Source organism: Candidatus Abyssobacteria bacterium SURF_5 (genome assembly GCA_003598085.1).
GTDB lineage: Bacteria > Abyssobacteria > SURF-5 > SURF-5 > SURF-5 > SURF-5.
In genome coordinates this window covers 1-15,294 of record QZKU01000130.1, presented here as the reverse complement: position 1 = coordinate 15,294, position 15,294 = coordinate 1, and the positions used below count along the sequence as shown (strand labels likewise).

Here is a 15,294-nt window from a genome sequence, read left to right as displayed (position 1 = left end):
TCATCTCCAAAACCACAAAGGAAACCCAACAGAGCCAATAAGAAGGAGCAGTCAGCAAAAATCCGCCCCCAAGGGCCGATTTAGATGCGTAAGCCCTACTCGCAGGAGGCGTAAGGTCGATTCCGGCCGACCCCGTAAGAATCAGCGGGTATGATAGAATGTTTCCCTACCGGAAAACAAGGCGATTGCAAGGAGGCCATATATGACTCCGAATTTCGAATTTCTGAACGTGACAGTGCAGGATGGAGTCGCGACGATCATCCTGAACAGAGTTGAAAAGATGAACTCCCTCTGCATGAAGCTGAGAGACGAAATAGAACAATGTCTGGACTTGCTTGAGGCGGACCAGAACGTTCGATCCGCAATTCTGACTGGCGGCGAGGACGTTTTCTGCGCCGGCTTCGATATCAACGAGGTGATCGAGACGGAGCTCGAATCTTTCTCTCATCGCATCCTCGAATATCATGAAAAGATTTACGGATTTCCGAAACCGATCGTGGCGGCGGTGAGCGGATTCGCGCTTGCAGGCGGATTTGATCTCGCATTGTGCGGCGATATTATCATCGCGTCCGATACCGCTGTGTTCGGGCATCCGGAAATCCGATTCGGAGTCAATCCGCTGCTCACTCCGCTGTGGCGCAAGGTGGGCCCCTCAAAAGCGGCTGAATTAGTCATGACAGGTGAAATGCTGAACGCCGAGAAAGCTGTGCTGATCGGGCTCGCCGTAAAGGCGGTTCCGCCGGATAGGCTCCTTGCAGAGGCATCGGAATTCGCGCGGAAACTCGCGAAAATAGAGCCGCGCGCGCTCGCGGCGGTAAAACGCGCGAGCATGGTCGTTCCAAAGCTCGATCTCCGCTCAAGTCTCGAATACGAATTCGGCCTCACCGCCGAGATCATGCGCAATTCCGAATTGAAATCGCGCATCGAAACGTACGCGAGGAAGGCCGGCCTGATATCCTGAAGTGCCACCCATTCAGCTATGGCCCCTCGCCGCTCACAATGGCGACTGGGACCTGAATGTTTGTTACAGGAGGAGATATGGCGCAAAAAAGTCGAATACGAAAGCAGAAATCCGATAAACCGATCGCCGCTGTTGAAGTTCTCGGCTACGGCGGCGGATTCGTCCGCGCTTCTTCCGGAAACTTCATCCGCATCACCGATATCGCAGGCGGCCAGATCGGCGACCTCTATGCAATTGCCGCCGATGATCACGAAGAATTCACCAGCCCGTCGGTTACCCGGCTGTACAACCTCACCAAGTTCCCCAGAATCGGACAGTCATTTTATTCAAACCTCGAGCGGCCGCTGCTCTGCTTCGTCGAGGACCATTCGCCCGGCCTGCACGACATGATGATGGCGTCCTGCAGCAAACCGTTTTTTGAAAGCTTCGGAATGGAGGATCACCCCAACTGCCACGACAACTATTTCAAGACTGCAGCCGAGGCGGGCATTACCCACCGATTCAAACCGGACCCCATCAATATCTTCCAGAACACGCCGGTTATGCCCGACGGCTCGATTCTGGCCGGCATCACCATGACCCGGCCGGGCGATTATGTTGTCCTTCGGGCGCAAGCAGACATAATCCTTATCCTCACGGCCTGCTCGACCGAAGCTATCAACCTCTGCAAATCCAGCCCTCTCCGCTTTGAGGTATTCACCCAGAAGCCGGCTTGATGATCCGAACGCAGATGAAGCCGGCTTCCGCCGAAATCGGCTTCCCGCGGTGCCTGGCAGGCGACTTTTGAATATATAGTAAAATACCTTTTTTTTGCTTGACAATAATTCACAAGTTTTATAGACTTATGTGTGCTTCGATAAGCATACGCGGGATTCTTGTTTTGCACGCAGCACCCCATTACTGCTGATGCGGAAATTGCCCCATCCTGTCTTACCGCATCACCGCAACATCAAAGACACGTTTCGGATGCCCATCTCGTAAGGATGGCGAAGCCTCTTTCAGGGATGGCGGGCAAGGGAATCGAGATATAACCATGTCCATGAGAAGCCGTCGTCTTTTTTCCGTCAGTGTCACTTGTTCTGCAGGGCTTATTCCGTTCGCGATGGCAATTCTCTTGCTGTCGTCCTCACAAGTGTTTGCCTCTGTCGAGCGGCACATAGAACCCGAGGAAGAAGCTTCTACAAAGAATGTCGTCTTTGTGATCGACGTCTCCAATAGCATGTACGACATCATTGATGATTTGAAGAAGGCGCTAAAGGATTACGTACAGGAATCGTCTGTCGGTGATTCGGTCTCACTTGTTACCTTTGGCAACAGCGCGAAACTGCACTACCGAAAAACAATAGATGACTTCAATGATTTCACGCAGATACTCGAGTTCTGCGATAGTCTCAGTTGTCCGGATGACTTCACATATCTTCCATGCGGCTTGAAAAAAGGAATTGAGGAGCTTTATCAGTTGCACCTGATGAACCCCTCGAGCGAATCGATCCTTGTATTGATGAGTGATGGAGTAAATCATCCGCCAGAAAGCATCGAGGATGAATCGCTTATAACCTACGACTCCATACTGAAGCAGTTCAGCCCGAGCTTTGCACCGGGCACGCAGTGGTTCATTACGTACGTGGCTCTGAAGGGAAAACCCGATGCAGGATTATTCGATTTCGTGAAAACCTGTCGCGGGGGGACGATCAAGCTCGGCGGAAAGCTGCAGGGAGGGATCTCGGAGGTGAAGATCAGGCATGACGTCTCCATGGCGGAGGAGTCCACCCTGGAATTGGGTACCGCATGCTTGCCTCTTAAGACAACTATCCCACTGCTCCTCAAGCCGGTTCGAGGAAAGCCGGCTGGGCAGAGGATCCAGATCGAAGGCATGCTCATTGATGATCCGCTCAGTCGGCATATCACGCTGCAGGTTAGCCCAAACGAGATCATCTGCCCGAAGAACGAAATCAGGATCGATATGGAAATTGCCATTGAGGGAAAATGGGACGGCGCTATTCAGGGGGTCCTGAATTTCATACCTCCCGAAGGCTCTCTGCTCATCATTCATCCCTCGCACTTCCTCCTGAGGGCGAAAAAGCCGATCAAGATACTGATCGGCAGACTCGATCCCGCAACAGGCACATACGAATGGGGCAAAGCATTCCTGTTATCGCTCGGCCCTTTGAGAGCCGGAGATACGGTCGAGGAAAAGTTCGCACTCAAGCTGGAGGGCCTGCAACCCTTTGAAGATATCCAACTAAATATCATTCCCAAAATCGAATTGCCGCCCGGCGTTGAATGTCGGGCTGAAATAGATATTTCTCGACTAAGGAAAGAGGGCATGACGGAAGCCGTGGTGAGAGCGTTCGCCCAGAAGGAAACCATCCTCTCGAATGGAAGAGAGTGGAACGGGGAGCTTACCCTGAGGACTTCCAGCCCTGAATTTATTCTACCGAAGGAGCCGCTGGGCCTCCAGATTCGGGCTGCGGTCCTTAACCACTCATTCCACTGGAAGAAGTGGTTATTGATTCTGCTCGCTTCAGTGTTGATAACGGGAACGGTGGGAGGCGCGAAAGTGCTCTCGGACAAAAAATTCGTTCCGGCGGAAGGAACGCTGCTCGTCCTCGAATGTCCCCAGAGCCTGCAACTGGAATATATCGACCTGAAACAGATAAGCGAAAAAACGAGAAGAAAAAGGCTAACCATTGGGAGTGACAAATCTTCCGATATTTCAATTCGACACAAGAGCGTGAATGAACACCATGCCAGATTGAAAATCGCTCGCAGGATGGGCGGCACGCACCTTCTCCTGAAAAGCCTCGGCGCCAACACTGTTTATCTGAATAAAACCCCCCTGAAAAAGGAAACCAGAATTACCGACAGAGATGTGATTCAGATAGGCGAATTTCAATTCCTTTACTGCAACAGCCCCTTAAAGCAAGTGGTGGTTCATTATAAAGACGGCAGCGTTAAATATGGGATTCCTTTGACGTGGAACATTGAGGAAAAAGGTTTTCTCTTGCAGACGGAGAAAGAAGCCGGCGGGACACCCACGTACGTCTCCTTCGTCGATTTAAAGGCTGTCTTCTTCGTCAAGCATTTCGACAAGGAGATCGCTCGCAAAATGAAGTTCTCCAGTTTCTTCGCGCAGAAGGATCACCTCCGCGTTCTGTTCAAGGACGGCGAAAAAATGGATGGGTACACGATAAAGGATTATGATCCGAAAGCAGAAAGATTCTTTCTGGTTCCTCAATCTGCAACGGACAAGGAGGAAAACAATATCTGCGTTCTTGTTGAACGAATATTCACGAACAAAATCAAAGTTCTGAAAGATGCTGAGCCTAATGCGCCCGCTTCGCGGTCAAACTAGAACAGTGACATTGAGATCAACCCCCGCAAAGATTGCGGTGACTTATCCATAATCGGCGTTTTGTCGTATCTGTTGAAGGAAACATTATCGCGTTGATCGATATCTTCGGCCGGGAGCAGCACGTGATCGAGGAATTTCAGGAAAGTCACTTGAAATTCCCGCTTTTTCATTTCCCGGCGTCAATGTAATTGCATGAGTCGGCGGTATCGTTCGGGTCGAACACCTGTTTGAACTTTCGCTGCAGGTGGCGATAATCGGTGTTCATGTGCGGGGCGATCGTATCGTGCGCCGACTTCTTTTGCGCCCGCGCAACCTTCACCTGGCTGAGGAAGGGGATGATCAGCTTCTTTTTCGCCAGGGACTCATTTGTCTCTGTGGTCACATCCACGAGCGCCTGAATCGAATCCGGGACCTGCGGGTCAAACAGGGTTTCATTTTCAAAATACTCGGAATGCCCATGATCCAGAATGAGCGGCCCCCAGCCGCCTTCTCCCATGTCATCCCCCAAAAGGCCCGACTCGATATGCTTGCGCTTGATTTCCTCCGAATCGTCCATCGCCTTGACCAGCGTGCCGCGGGTCGCGAAGAAACCGCACAGGATCGGGCTGAAAGAGCCGGTGGGCGAGAACACCCCGCGAGCAGGCACGCTCCCGCCTTTGACCAGCAGCAGCGTGATGATATCGCGGAAGTTCTCCTGCTCGACCATCTCGAACGGCTTTCCGCCGGTCTCCTGCAGGATCGCGTCGATCGTCTTTGCTTGAAACATCAGCTCACTGCGGCTGTTGGCGACCAGGAGCACCGTAAAAATGTGCTTCGGAATGACCGGGTGCAGGTTTTCGCGCATCTCAGCCGATTCGGCGTTCGTTTTCCCCAACCCGAGCGTAAGCAGGCCGCGCTCGAGCAATCCAACTGAATATGCGATTTCCGATTCACCGATTTTCGCCACCGCCTGCTCCAGACTGGTTCGGTCGTTGAAATACGGCGCGATCAGCTTGACGTTCTCCGGATAATCCACAATACGCTCGTCCATCGAAAGGATATTCACGCTCTCAAGCTCCGCCGGACCTCCCCATTGATACAGGCGGACGGCGCATTTGGTGAACACGCCCATGCCGCCAAGCGCGCCGAACGCGCCGCGCATGACGCCGCGCAGCGATGGCCCGGGACCATCGCCCGAAATCCAACTGTTTCCGGAGCCGGGCGCGCCGAGTCTGAGGATTTCGCCGTCCGGCAGGACCCATTCGACCCCCAGCACATTGCGCTCGTTGTACCCCATCGAGACGTTGTTGTTTGCGACGCCCATGACCGATGTGCAGTTGGCAAGAGCCGACGTCGAGCTTCCGGCGCCAATGGTGACGCAGTTAAGCCCCTTTCGCATGGCTTCCGCCTGGAGCTGCGCCCAGATGACATACGGCTCGACAAGCGCGTACATGTCCCTCTCATTGATCTCGATGAGGCGGTTCATTCGCCTCAGATCGAGCTGGACAACGCCTTCGCCGCCCGGGGCCGAATACAGCCCCCATCCGGTGGAGAAGGCTTTGACCTTCAGGCCGAAGCGATTGCAGGCTCGCACAATCGCCTGCACCTCCTCCGTGGACGACGGCAGGGCGACGCAGACGGGCCGGTATGGCCCGAAGCGGGTCGTGTCGCCGGTCATCTCACCCATCCACTGGTACGTGTAGCTGTCCAGAACCGCGGGATCCTGTGAAACGTTTTCCGCCCCGACGATGCTTTTGAACATCTTGAAGGCTTCGGTATTCATTCGGTCATCCCTCCCTCTTGAGGAGCTAACGCGATTCGATATAATTGCACGAGTCGGCGGCGTTGTTCGGGTCGAAGGCCGCCTTGAATCCCTTCTGCAATACCCGATAATCGCAGTTATGATGCTCCACGATCGAATCATGGACCGCCATTCCCTGCGCGCGAGCGACTTTCACCTGACTCGCAAACGGAATCATCAGTTTCTTGTCCGCGAGCGACTGGTTCGTCTCCATGGTCAGCATCATGAGCGCCATCGTGGATTGCGGCACGGCGGGATCAAACAGCGTTTCGTGCTCGAAATATTCCATGTGGCCATGATCGATGATGAGCGGACTCCAGCCGCCCTCCGCCATATCGTCGGCAAGCAGCCCCGACTCTACGTACTTGCGCTTGATCTCTTCGGCGTCATCCATCGCCTTCACCAGCGTTTTCCGCGTGCCGAAATAGCCGCAGAGGATCGGATTGAACGCGCCGGTCGGCGAGAAGACCGCCTTTGCGGGAACGCTGCCGCCTTTGATGAGAAACAGGGTGATAATGTCCCGGAACTGTTCCTGCTCGAGCAGTTCGAAGCGCTTGCCGCGCGTTTCCTCAATGATCCTGTCCAGGACTTTCACCTGATAATCCAACTCGCTCTTGCTGTTCGCCACCATGAGAACCGGGAACATGTACTTGGGAAGAGACGGCGCGAGGTTTTCACGCATTTCAGCCGATTGCAGGTTGTCGAGGCCGAGTCCGAGCGTGAGCAGGCCCCGCTCGAGCAGTCCGATGGAGTAGGCGATTTCCGCTTCGCCTATTCTGGCCAGCGCCTCTTCGAAATCGACACGGTTTTCAAAGTACGGAGCGACAAGAGCCGCTCTTTCGGGATATTTCAGGAGTCGTTCCTCGATGCTGATTATGTTTTCGCTCGGCATCTCGCTGGGACCGCCCCATTGGTAGAGTCGGATAGCGCATTTCGTAAAGACGCCGAGACCGCCGAGCGCGCCGAACGTCCCGCGCATGATCCCGCGCAGCGAAGGGCCGGGGCCGTCGCCCGTGATCCAGCCGGCGCCGGACCCGAGTGAACCGAGTCGCAGGATTTCGCCGTCGGGAAGAACCCATTCCACGCCGAGAATGTTGCGCTCGTTATAGCCCATCGAAACATTTGTGTTCGCGGTCCCCATGAGAGATGTGCAGTTGGCGAGTGCGGACGTGCAGCTTCCAGCGCCGATCGTGACGCAGTTGAGCCCGCGGCGCATGGCTTCCACCTGGATCTGCGCCCAAATCACGTACGGCTCGACCACGGCGTACATGTCGCGTTCATTGATTTCGATGAGACGGTTCATCCGCCGAAGGTCGAGCATGACGACGCCGTCGCCGCCAGGATTGCAGTAGAGACCCCATCCGGTGGAATGCGCTTTGAACTTGAGGTTGAAGCGATTGCACGTTTTGATGATCGCCTGCACCTCTTCCGTGCTGGAAGGCAAAACAACACAAATGGGCCGAAACGGACCGAAGCGGGTGTGATCGCCGATCATTTCTCCGAGCCACTGATATGTATACGCGTCGAGGAGTCCCGGATCCTGCGAGACGTTCTCCGCTCCAAGAATGCTTTCAAATGTTCTGTAAGCCTGTTGATCCATCTTCAATCTCCAATGAGTAATTCCGTTATGTCCAGGATCGGAAAATCGGCGCCGCTTGTTTCAAGAGCGTCCCTGAAGTTGCGCTCGCACCAGCCGCATGTCGTCACGAGCGCCTGCGCCCCGGTGTCTCTTGCCTCTTCAATTCGTTCGAGCGCTGTCCATTCGGAAAAATCTTCAAAAGCTTCCCGCACGCCTCCACCGGCTCCGCAGCACCAACTGTATTCACGGATTCGCTCCATTTCAACCAGCTCGAGCCCCGGAACGCTGCGCAATATTTCCCGCGGCGCCTCATACACGCCGTCGATCCCGCGGCGAATTTGCCGTGGCGGGTCGGGCACGTTGAGTTGCCCCCATACTTTCTTCCACTCGCCGTCCCACGGTATGTATGGCTCGCCAAGCCGCCCGAGATGACATGGGTCGTGATATGTCACCCTCTGAAAATCCGTTCCCCGCGGCTTAAGCTTCCCCTGCTGTATCAAACGCGCGAAATATTCCGTCGTATGCAGAATCTCGATGTCCATTTCCTTCCGAATCATCGGATACATGTGCTTGAACGCGCTGTAACAGTCGGCGCAGGGAGTTATAATCTTCGTTGCGCTGGCGCTTTTCAGCCGCGAAATGATATCGTCCGCATAGTTTTCCATTTGACCCCGATATCCGATGTCAAACGCTCTGCCGCCGCAGCACGACTCCTCGCTTCCGCCAATGCCAATATCTACTCCCGCCTGCAGGAGCAGTTGGGCGGCGCCGCGCACGATGCGCCGCAGGTCCGGATCATAACTGAAGCGGCAGCCGGCATGGAAAACAGCGTCGGCTTTCTCCTTGTTTATGTTCTTGAGACCAAGACCCTCGGCCCAGTCGCCGCGCCCCTCCTTCGGTTCGCCGAGCGGGTTGTCGTTTTTGCGCAAGCTGTCGATCATCATCATGTGCTCCGGCAGTATCTCGCCTTCCTCGACGCATTTGATCCGCAACTCGCGCGCGATCTCGAGCGGCTCGCAGATTTCGCCGACCAGGTGGCAGGCCACCTGGCACATGCCGCACAATTGACACCGGTAGATCGTCTGCAAAACCTCATCGGTAATCTCACTCCTGCCCAGATACAGAGAATACGCAATGGCCACGCGGCCGCCGCCGGCGTACGAATGGAAATTGTACCGGGAGATCGCGGGACAATTGCCGGAATAGCGCTTGCTCTTGATCTTGTTGAACGGAGTCCACTTGCAGTGTGAACACCGAATGCAGTAGTTCATGGATTTCTCATACTCTTGCAAGGCCATCTCTCGAGCCTCCTAAAAACAAAGTTTTCCGGGATTCAGGATATTGTGCGGGTCGAAGATGTTCTTCAGCTTGCGCAGCGCGTCCCGCGAAGCGGCGTCTCGATTGAATACCATGTCCGCAAGCAAATCATACGGGCGCGAAAAGAACGCCCCACTTTCCATCAATGCTCTTGCGGCAGAAAGATACAGCGCCTTCGTTTTTTCTCGTTTGCGCTGATTTCCCGCCTCATGGAAGAGGCTGAATTCGACGTGATGTCCGTGTCCCTGGCACACAGGCTGGATGTATATTCCCAGGTCATCCAGTGGAAAATTGTCTGCGGCGGCGGCATCCCGCATCACCTGCACGAGCGCCGGCGCCTGCTCGAAGGAACAAATGAACGGCAGGTCCTGGCACCCGCCGCCCCACTCCAGTTTCCAGTACGGCTCATGAGATGGGGCGGTTGCGATCGAGAGGACTTCCCTGGCGGAGATTCCGCAAACAGACTCGGCTATCGGGACGCCAAGGTTCTTGGCGATTTCGGCCATGTCCTTTTCCTGCTGCTCGATCCGCTCCTCAGGAAAATATTCCAGACCGGAAAGGCAGAAAAACAGAATCCATCGCGGCAGCGTCTCCTGCAACTGCCTGATGTTCCTGTCTCCTCCGAACAGGAGCGCAAAGTTCACGTTATTGAGAATGAAGATTTCGTCGCCGAGCCGCAGCCGCACAAGCCAATACGCCAGGTCCATCAGTTTCGGTAAATCGGCGCCCGCCGCAAGAAACGGCTTTTGCCGTTTCGGAAGCACCTCGCATCTGACGGTCGACCAGGTTACCACCCCAAATGCGCCTTGCGATCCCTGCAGGATTCGGTTGACGTTCATCTGGATGCCCATGGCGATCTTCTGACGCCTTCCCGCCGCCTGCTGCTCCTCGATGCTGCCCGGCCCGCCGGCCTCGCCCGTGCGGAAGATGTCCCCGGTTCCGAACACAACTTCATTGCAAAGCAACGGATCCGAATGGTCGAGGTGGTACCTAGGCATGATGTGCGGCTCGCGTTCGAGGCAACTGCCAACAACGGATTTCGTCGAGCGCGGACAAAGCGGCATCGGCAAGCGAAGCCCCTCGGCGCGCAGGGCATCCTGCAACTGCCCAAACCGCACACCGGGCTCGATCATCGCGACGCGGTCCTTGCGGTCGATCATCCGGATCCGGTTCATGCCCGACATGTCCAGCATGATTCCGCCATAGGACGGAACCGTATCCCCGCGAAATCGGGGCGGACCGGAACTGACCGGAACAAGCGGCGTCTTCGCAGCGGCTGCATATTTGATGACTTCCTGCACCTGTTCGAGTGAATGCGGCCGGACTACCGACCACGGCTCGCGGACAGGAGCAAAACTGTGGTCCTTCGCGTAATCGGCCAGCGCATCGGGAGCGTCGCTCACATGCTCGGCGCCCAACAATTCAACCAGTTTTTCCGTTTCCATCGGCCTTTCACCTTCCCATCCTTTTTGAAAAAAATCTCACAGGACCTTGTCTTCCTTCAGTTTCACCGCCAGCTTTTCGCCGGCCTCTGCCGGCGTGGCGCCTTCCACAATAAAACATTTTCGCTCAAGTTTCGGCGCAGTCAGAGAACGAAGAACGAGACCATTCTGTTTCCGCCGCGGCGACGAGAGCGCAGCGGAAGACCATTTCTGTATCGGTTTTTTCCTGGCCTCCTTGATGCTTCTCATGTCGAGGCTGCGCAATTCTCCCGCTTCGGAGCCTGCAGTCAGAAGAACCGGCAAGGCGGCCTCAATCTCCTCCGTCCCATTGGGTAGGGACCGCTCGATATGTATCTTCTCCCCCTCCAGTGATATGCGGCTGGCGAGTGTCACAGCGGCAACGTGAAGAAACTCGGCAAGATATATTCCCACCATGCCCGCATTTGTGTCCGAAGCCTGTCTTCCCGTGAGGATGATGTCAAACCTTCCTGTCTTCTTGATCGCCTCCGCCAGCGCGAGCGCCGTCTGAAGAGAATCGAAGGCGTCGGTTTCCTCGGCCGCAGTTTCCACAAGTATCAGCTCATCGGCGCCTGCGAAAAGCGCTTTCTTCAGGACTGCCGGCGAGAGATGATCGCCCGCCGAGAGAGCGGTCACCCTCACGCCGTGCGTGTCTTTCAGTCGGAGCGCGAGTTCCAGCGCGTTTTCATCAAACGGACTTATCACCGGAGGCACGCCGCTCGTGACCACTTTTCTGGCGTCGGAATCCACTCGATATCCGGAAATGGGAGCTTCAGGGTCGGGAACCTGTTTAATGCACACGATGACATGAATTGAGCTCATGATCAGGAATTCCGGATCGTTTTCAGTTTCTTCGCGAGAGCGGGCAAGACTTCCTTATAATCACCGACGACTCCGTAATCGGCCATCTTGAAGATGTTCGCATCTTTATCCTTGTTGATGGCAATGACGTGCTGCGACTCGAACATCCCAGTAATATGCTGCATCATTCCCGAAATGGCGACCGCGAAATAGGCCCTGGGGGCGACACTCCGGCCGGTAAGACCGACTTGCGACCCGGACGAGACCCATCGCATGTCGCACGGCGGGCGGCTTGCGCCTACAGCACCTCCCACAACCTCTGCAAGCTCGTGCAAAAGCTGGAACCCTTGCCCGCCTCCGATCCCCCTGCCGCCGGACACAATTATCTCCGCATCCTCAAGACGCGCGCGCTCGTCTCTTTCCTGGCGGAATCCGATGCGTTTCACCTTTGGGGCGTCAGGGGGTAGCGGCGAATCTAGAAAGATGAGTTCGGTTTCTTCCGCCGGAGAGGCTTCAAGCAGACTCGTTCTTGCTCGGACAGTCGCCAGGCGGGGAGACGTATTGGATGCAAAAACAGCGATGGCATTGCCGCCATATATCGGTTTGGTCATGAGGAGACTGCCGGTATTCGGATCGAAATCCAGCTCGATGCAATCGGTGACGATTTGTTCCCCGAGCCTGGCTGCAAGCCGTGACAGGAGTTCTTGTCCGCACGTGGTATGCGCCGCCAGAAACACGTCCGGCTGATATTCCTCGCACACGTTCACAAGCGCCTGCGTGTAAAGCTCCGGCTCGTATTCGGCGTATGTGGAGTCTTCGCAGATATAAGTTCTCTGGGGGAGGCGCCGCTCGCACGAGCGGATTTGAGCCGCTATTTCTGAGCCGATGAAAATGGCGGACATAATATGAGAAGAGGCGGCGGCGAGAGATTCTCCTCTTGAAAAAAGATGCAGGGTCGGACCGGAAATCCTTCGCCGGGCGTCGAATTCTCCAAGAAGCCAGATTCCGCCCTTCTCGCTCATGATCCCATTCCGTCTGCCGGCGCGGCAACGACGAGTGCAAAGAGAGCCTTATTGCTCAGCGAAGCTTATTCATCAACAGGAACCCCGCGAGGGACCCCGCGCAAGCGCCCAATGATGTTTCTTCTTAATCCGTCCTGCATCGTGTTCCAATCTATCCCGAGAAAGAGGGCGCGCGGATTTTCGGTTGTCTTTCTCAGGGCGTTGCCGATCATGCTCCACATGAGGACAGCCTCGAGCAGAGGATTTTCGACGTGAAAATTTCCCACCTGAATTCCGCGGTTCATCACCTCGACCACTTCCGCAAGGCATTCGTAAATCAGACGGTTTACCTCCTCGACCAACTCCGCCCGCAGGCCTTCCTCGCAATCCCAGCCCGAGTAGAAATGGTCCAGTATTCGAAAATATTCATGGTGATGCTTGCAGAAATCGCAGTAGGTGTCGACCAGATTGAGGATGAGGGCTTCCGGATCCAGGTCGCTGTCGCGAATCACCACCTTGAGTTCGTCGCGCAGGATCCTCATGCCGCGGACAAGAATCGAGATGTAAATCTCCTCTTTGGAATGAAAATGATAATAAATGGCCCCGCGGGTGAGCCTGCTTTCTCTCTCGATGTCTTCGATGGTGGCCCGGTAGAATCCCTTTTGCGAGAAGACTTTTCTGGCGGCATCAACGATCTGCTCCCACCGCGCCTGTCGTTCCTGCTCTCTGCGGAGCCTTGCCCCCATTCATAGCCTCCTCGTTGCTGTCGTCGCCTGGCGTCGGCGAAAGCAAACGGACTGCCAGTATCATTTATACCGGCAGTATAATCAGCCCAATCCTCGCGTGTCAAGCAAATTCAATCCGATCATGCGGAATAAATTCATGAGCACATCGGCACGATGTAATTCAATCCCGAACACCACGCACTGATCGAATATTTACCGGTTGCACAGGCGTCCCGCCTGAATGGCATTAGACTACGGCCTAAAGACTACCTCTACTGACGGAAGGTGGATTTTTGGGCGAGGTGAATAAAAGTGAAAGTTCCCCAAAGAAGAATTGTAATTATTCAGAATACAACCTGTCGTCCTTTTTAGGGTCTGGTTAGCTCCGCAACTGAAAAAAGGCAGTGCTTCACCGATAGATATCTTTCCTGTGTCCGATCTTAACTACCCAGACCGTTAGTTCATCATCCTGGATCGAGTATAAAATCCGATATTTTCCCTGGCGCAGGCGATATCTTTCCAGACCTGTTAATTTCTCACATCCCGAGGGGCGCGGGTCTTCAGCGAGTTGTCTGATACGATCGAGGATCTTTTTCAAATCCTTCTTTGGAAGCGCCTTCAAATCATCGTGGACCGACTTCTTGAAGAACAGTCTATAAACGGCCATCTTTTTTCAGCCGCTTGATCATCTCTTCGTAGCTGATCAAGGGTTCACCGGCTCTTTCGTCAAATGCGTCAAGATCTTCGGCATCCTCGGAAAGAGACTCCCGCACTGCCTTATTGACGAGTTCCGAGACAGAATGAGAGGTCTCCACCGATTTCAACCGCAGGGCCTTATGCAGGTCCTCTTCCAAATATATCGTTGCGCGCTTCGTCTTTGCAGCCATATCCATGCCTCCTTGTCTCAAGAACATTATGACGTCAAAACGTTAATATGTCAATAGCGACAGAGGGAATGGAAAGCGATTTTGTTCACCTGTCTGCTCAAAGATGCAGATTCAATAACGGAAGGTGGATTTTGGGGGTGCAGAAAATAACGTTCATCTCTTGACTTCAGTTAACATACATGTTAACCTGCTGAGAATGGTGATGTTCTACAAGACTGGCGAAGGAAAATGTCCCATCGAGCAGTTTTTAGACTCCTTGTCAGGCAAGGCCGCCAGAAAGGTGACGTGGGTTCTTAAGCTTGTGGAGGACCTGGAAAGGGTCCCCTCGATATATTTCAAGAAGTTGGCCGCAACTGACGAAATCTGGGAGTGCCGAATAATATTTGGCTCGAACACACATAGAATTCTCTGCTTCTTTGCTGACGACGCCACTGTTGTTTTGACTCATGGGTTCATGAAGAAGAGCCGGGTGACCCCGATATCTGAAATAAGGAAGGCCGAAGCTATGAGGCGGGACTTCCTCGAAAGGAGAAAGAAATGAGCGATCTCAATAAATACGTCAAGAAAAGAAAGAAGAAAGACAAACAATTTGCCCAGGGCTACGAAGAGGGCTATGAACAATTCAAAATCGGCGTGATACTTCGCGAGGCTCGCGTCTCGGCGGGCTTGACCCAGGAGGAACTGGCTCGCAGGATCGGGACCAAGAAAACTGCGATTTCCCGGATTGAAAACCATGCGGAAGATGTGAAGCTGTCCACGCTGAAAAAGACAGCCTCGGCATTAGGAAAGAAACTCGAAGTGAAAATTGCATGAATAGGAATTTTGAGCAGGCGTCTTGAAGAAACCTTCTCCTACTCTCTGTTGTCGACTTTCGATTTTCCCTTGCTCTCGCCGCTTCGGCTCAATTTTTCCTTTCCTGTCATCCTGAGCCTTGCTTCTCAGTCACGCTTTAGCGTGATCGAAGGATCTCTCTTCCAACTTGGAACCTGGAACTTGAAACCTGAAAATCGTAGCGCAGGCAGCCTGCCTGCTATTCTTTCACAACCTTTAAACCTGGAACGTATCGCCCCAGAGGAAAAACCTCTTTTTCACCGCTAAGGCGCCAAAGAGCGCAGAGAAGTACATGCAAGAGTTCTGTATCTTAAATCTTTGCGACCTCTGCGCCTCTGCGGTTACATATTGCCTTACTGCTTTCTCCGGCTTTCTTCTTCTGGCGACCTGTGGACTGCGGACTGTTACCTGCCTCTATCTCTTCAGACTTGGAACCTTGAACATTGAACCTTGAACTAATTTCGGACCACGAATTCCACGAATTATTCGAATTCTTGAAACCACAGATAAACACGGATGCACACGGCGCAGCGTAGCCGCAACCAATAAAAAAGAAGAAGAGACGGATCATGGATGTCCTAAATGTCGCAAAACACA

At 54.1% G+C, this 15,294-nt stretch carries 15 protein-coding genes; 5 read left to right on the top strand and 10 right to left on the bottom strand.

Translation table 11 applies throughout. From position 1 onward, the window contains the following. Positions 1–202 precede the first annotated feature (202 nt). The 3 genes from C4520_19750 to C4520_19740 all read left to right on the top strand — a co-directional run bounded on the left by C4520_19750 (position 203) and on the right by C4520_19740 (position 4,316). Positions 203–961: an enoyl-CoA hydratase/isomerase family protein gene (locus tag C4520_19750; GenBank protein RJP15970.1), complete on the top strand. Its 759-nt coding sequence runs from the start codon at positions 203–205 to the stop codon at positions 959–961. 56 nt (positions 962–1,017) lie between these two features. Next, positions 1,018–1,677: an urea carboxylase-associated family protein gene (locus C4520_19745; protein ID RJP15969.1), complete on the top strand. Its 660-nt coding sequence runs from the start codon at positions 1,018–1,020 to the stop codon at positions 1,675–1,677. 317 nt (positions 1,678–1,994) lie between these two features. Continuing rightward, complete coding sequence (locus tag C4520_19740; GenBank protein RJP15968.1) at positions 1,995–4,316, top strand: VWA domain-containing protein; 2,322 nt, start codon at positions 1,995–1,997, stop codon at positions 4,314–4,316. A 166-nt stretch (positions 4,317–4,482) separates the two neighbouring features. Here the strand turns inward: C4520_19740 and C4520_19735 are convergent, their stop codons facing one another. From C4520_19735 to C4520_19695, 9 genes are all read right to left on the bottom strand, one after another. After that, positions 4,483–6,219 (bottom strand): FAD-binding oxidoreductase, encoded by a 1,737-nt coding sequence (locus C4520_19735; GenBank protein RJP15967.1) that lies wholly within the window; start codon positions 6,217–6,219, stop codon positions 4,483–4,485. Further along, positions 6,104–7,696 carry an FAD-binding oxidoreductase gene (locus C4520_19730; GenBank protein RJP15966.1) on the bottom strand — a complete coding sequence of 531 codons (1,593 nt, stop codon included), beginning with the start codon at positions 7,694–7,696 and terminating at the stop codon, positions 6,104–6,106. The genes C4520_19735 and C4520_19730 overlap by 116 nt, the downstream gene beginning before the upstream one ends. 2 nt (positions 7,697–7,698) lie before the next feature. Further along, positions 7,699–8,973 carry a (Fe-S)-binding protein gene (locus C4520_19725; GenBank protein RJP15965.1) on the bottom strand — a complete coding sequence of 425 codons (1,275 nt, stop codon included), beginning with the start codon at positions 8,971–8,973 and terminating at the stop codon, positions 7,699–7,701. A gap of 12 nt (positions 8,974–8,985) precedes the next feature. After that, positions 8,986–10,437, bottom strand: coding sequence for an FAD-binding oxidoreductase (locus C4520_19720; GenBank protein RJP15964.1), 1,452 nt, complete (start codon positions 10,435–10,437; stop codon positions 8,986–8,988). A gap of 36 nt (positions 10,438–10,473) precedes the next feature. After that, the gene (locus tag C4520_19715; protein RJP15963.1) at positions 10,474–11,274 is read right to left on the bottom strand and encodes an electron transfer flavoprotein beta subunit/FixA family protein; all 801 of its coding nucleotides are present in this window, start codon (positions 11,272–11,274) and stop codon (positions 10,474–10,476) included. Positions 11,275–11,276: 2 nt separating this feature from the next. Continuing rightward, positions 11,277–12,275, bottom strand: coding sequence for an electron transfer flavoprotein subunit alpha/FixB family protein (locus C4520_19710; protein ID RJP15962.1), 999 nt, complete (start codon positions 12,273–12,275; stop codon positions 11,277–11,279). Positions 12,276–12,340: 65 nt separating this feature from the next. After that, positions 12,341–13,000, bottom strand: coding sequence for a TetR/AcrR family transcriptional regulator (locus C4520_19705; GenBank protein RJP15961.1), 660 nt, complete (start codon positions 12,998–13,000; stop codon positions 12,341–12,343). 388 nt (positions 13,001–13,388) lie between these two features. Then, a complete protein-coding gene (locus tag C4520_19700; protein ID RJP15960.1) occupies positions 13,389–13,646 on the bottom strand; it encodes a type II toxin-antitoxin system RelE/ParE family toxin in 258 nt (85 codons plus the stop codon). Beyond that, the gene (locus C4520_19695) at positions 13,633–13,866 is read right to left on the bottom strand and encodes a CopG family transcriptional regulator (GenBank protein ID RJP15959.1); all 234 of its coding nucleotides are present in this window, start codon (positions 13,864–13,866) and stop codon (positions 13,633–13,635) included. The genes C4520_19700 and C4520_19695 overlap by 14 nt, the downstream gene beginning before the upstream one ends. A 190-nt stretch (positions 13,867–14,056) precedes the next feature. On the opposite strand from C4520_19695, the gene C4520_19690 reads away from it, so the two are divergent. Together C4520_19690 and C4520_19685 are read left to right on the top strand one after the other, a co-directional pair. After that, entirely contained in the window at positions 14,057–14,407 is a 351-nt protein-coding gene (locus C4520_19690; protein RJP15971.1) for a type II toxin-antitoxin system RelE/ParE family toxin, read from the top strand. Further along, a complete protein-coding gene (locus C4520_19685) occupies positions 14,404–14,679 on the top strand; it encodes an XRE family transcriptional regulator (GenBank protein RJP15958.1) in 276 nt (91 codons plus the stop codon). Before C4520_19690 ends, C4520_19685 begins: the two co-directional genes overlap by 4 nt. A gap of 328 nt (positions 14,680–15,007) precedes the next feature. On the opposite strand, the gene C4520_19680 is transcribed toward C4520_19685, so the two are convergent. Beyond that, the coding region (locus tag C4520_19680; protein RJP15957.1) for a hypothetical protein at positions 15,008–15,294 on the bottom strand (287 nt) is incomplete at its 5' end.

Coding starts and splice junctions, on each gene's coding strand:
- C4520_19740 (RJP15968.1), top strand. CDS start 1,995: ATGTCCATGAGAAGCCGTCGTCTTTTTTCCGTCAGTGTCACTTGTTCT.
- C4520_19750 (RJP15970.1), top strand. CDS start 203: ATGACTCCGAATTTCGAATTTCTGAACGTGACAGTGCAGGATGGAGTC.
- C4520_19720 (RJP15964.1), bottom strand. CDS start 10,437: ATGGAAACGGAAAAACTGGTTGAATTGTTGGGCGCCGAGCATGTGAGC.
- C4520_19700 (RJP15960.1), bottom strand. CDS start 13,646: ATGGCCGTTTATAGACTGTTCTTCAAGAAGTCGGTCCACGATGATTTG.
- C4520_19685 (RJP15958.1), top strand. CDS start 14,404: ATGAGCGATCTCAATAAATACGTCAAGAAAAGAAAGAAGAAAGACAAA.
- C4520_19725 (RJP15965.1), bottom strand. CDS start 8,973: ATGGCCTTGCAAGAGTATGAGAAATCCATGAACTACTGCATTCGGTGT.
- C4520_19735 (RJP15967.1), bottom strand. CDS start 6,219: ATGATTCGATCGTGGAGCATCATAACTGCGATTATCGGGTATTGCAGA.
- C4520_19695 (RJP15959.1), bottom strand. CDS start 13,866: ATGGCTGCAAAGACGAAGCGCGCAACGATATATTTGGAAGAGGACCTG.
- C4520_19710 (RJP15962.1), bottom strand. CDS start 12,275: ATGAGCGAGAAGGGCGGAATCTGGCTTCTTGGAGAATTCGACGCCCGG.
- C4520_19705 (RJP15961.1), bottom strand. CDS start 13,000: ATGGGGGCAAGGCTCCGCAGAGAGCAGGAACGACAGGCGCGGTGGGAG.
- C4520_19715 (RJP15963.1), bottom strand. CDS start 11,274: ATGAGCTCAATTCATGTCATCGTGTGCATTAAACAGGTTCCCGACCCT.
- C4520_19730 (RJP15966.1), bottom strand. CDS start 7,696: ATGGATCAACAGGCTTACAGAACATTTGAAAGCATTCTTGGAGCGGAG.
- C4520_19745 (RJP15969.1), top strand. CDS start 1,018: ATGTTTGTTACAGGAGGAGATATGGCGCAAAAAAGTCGAATACGAAAG.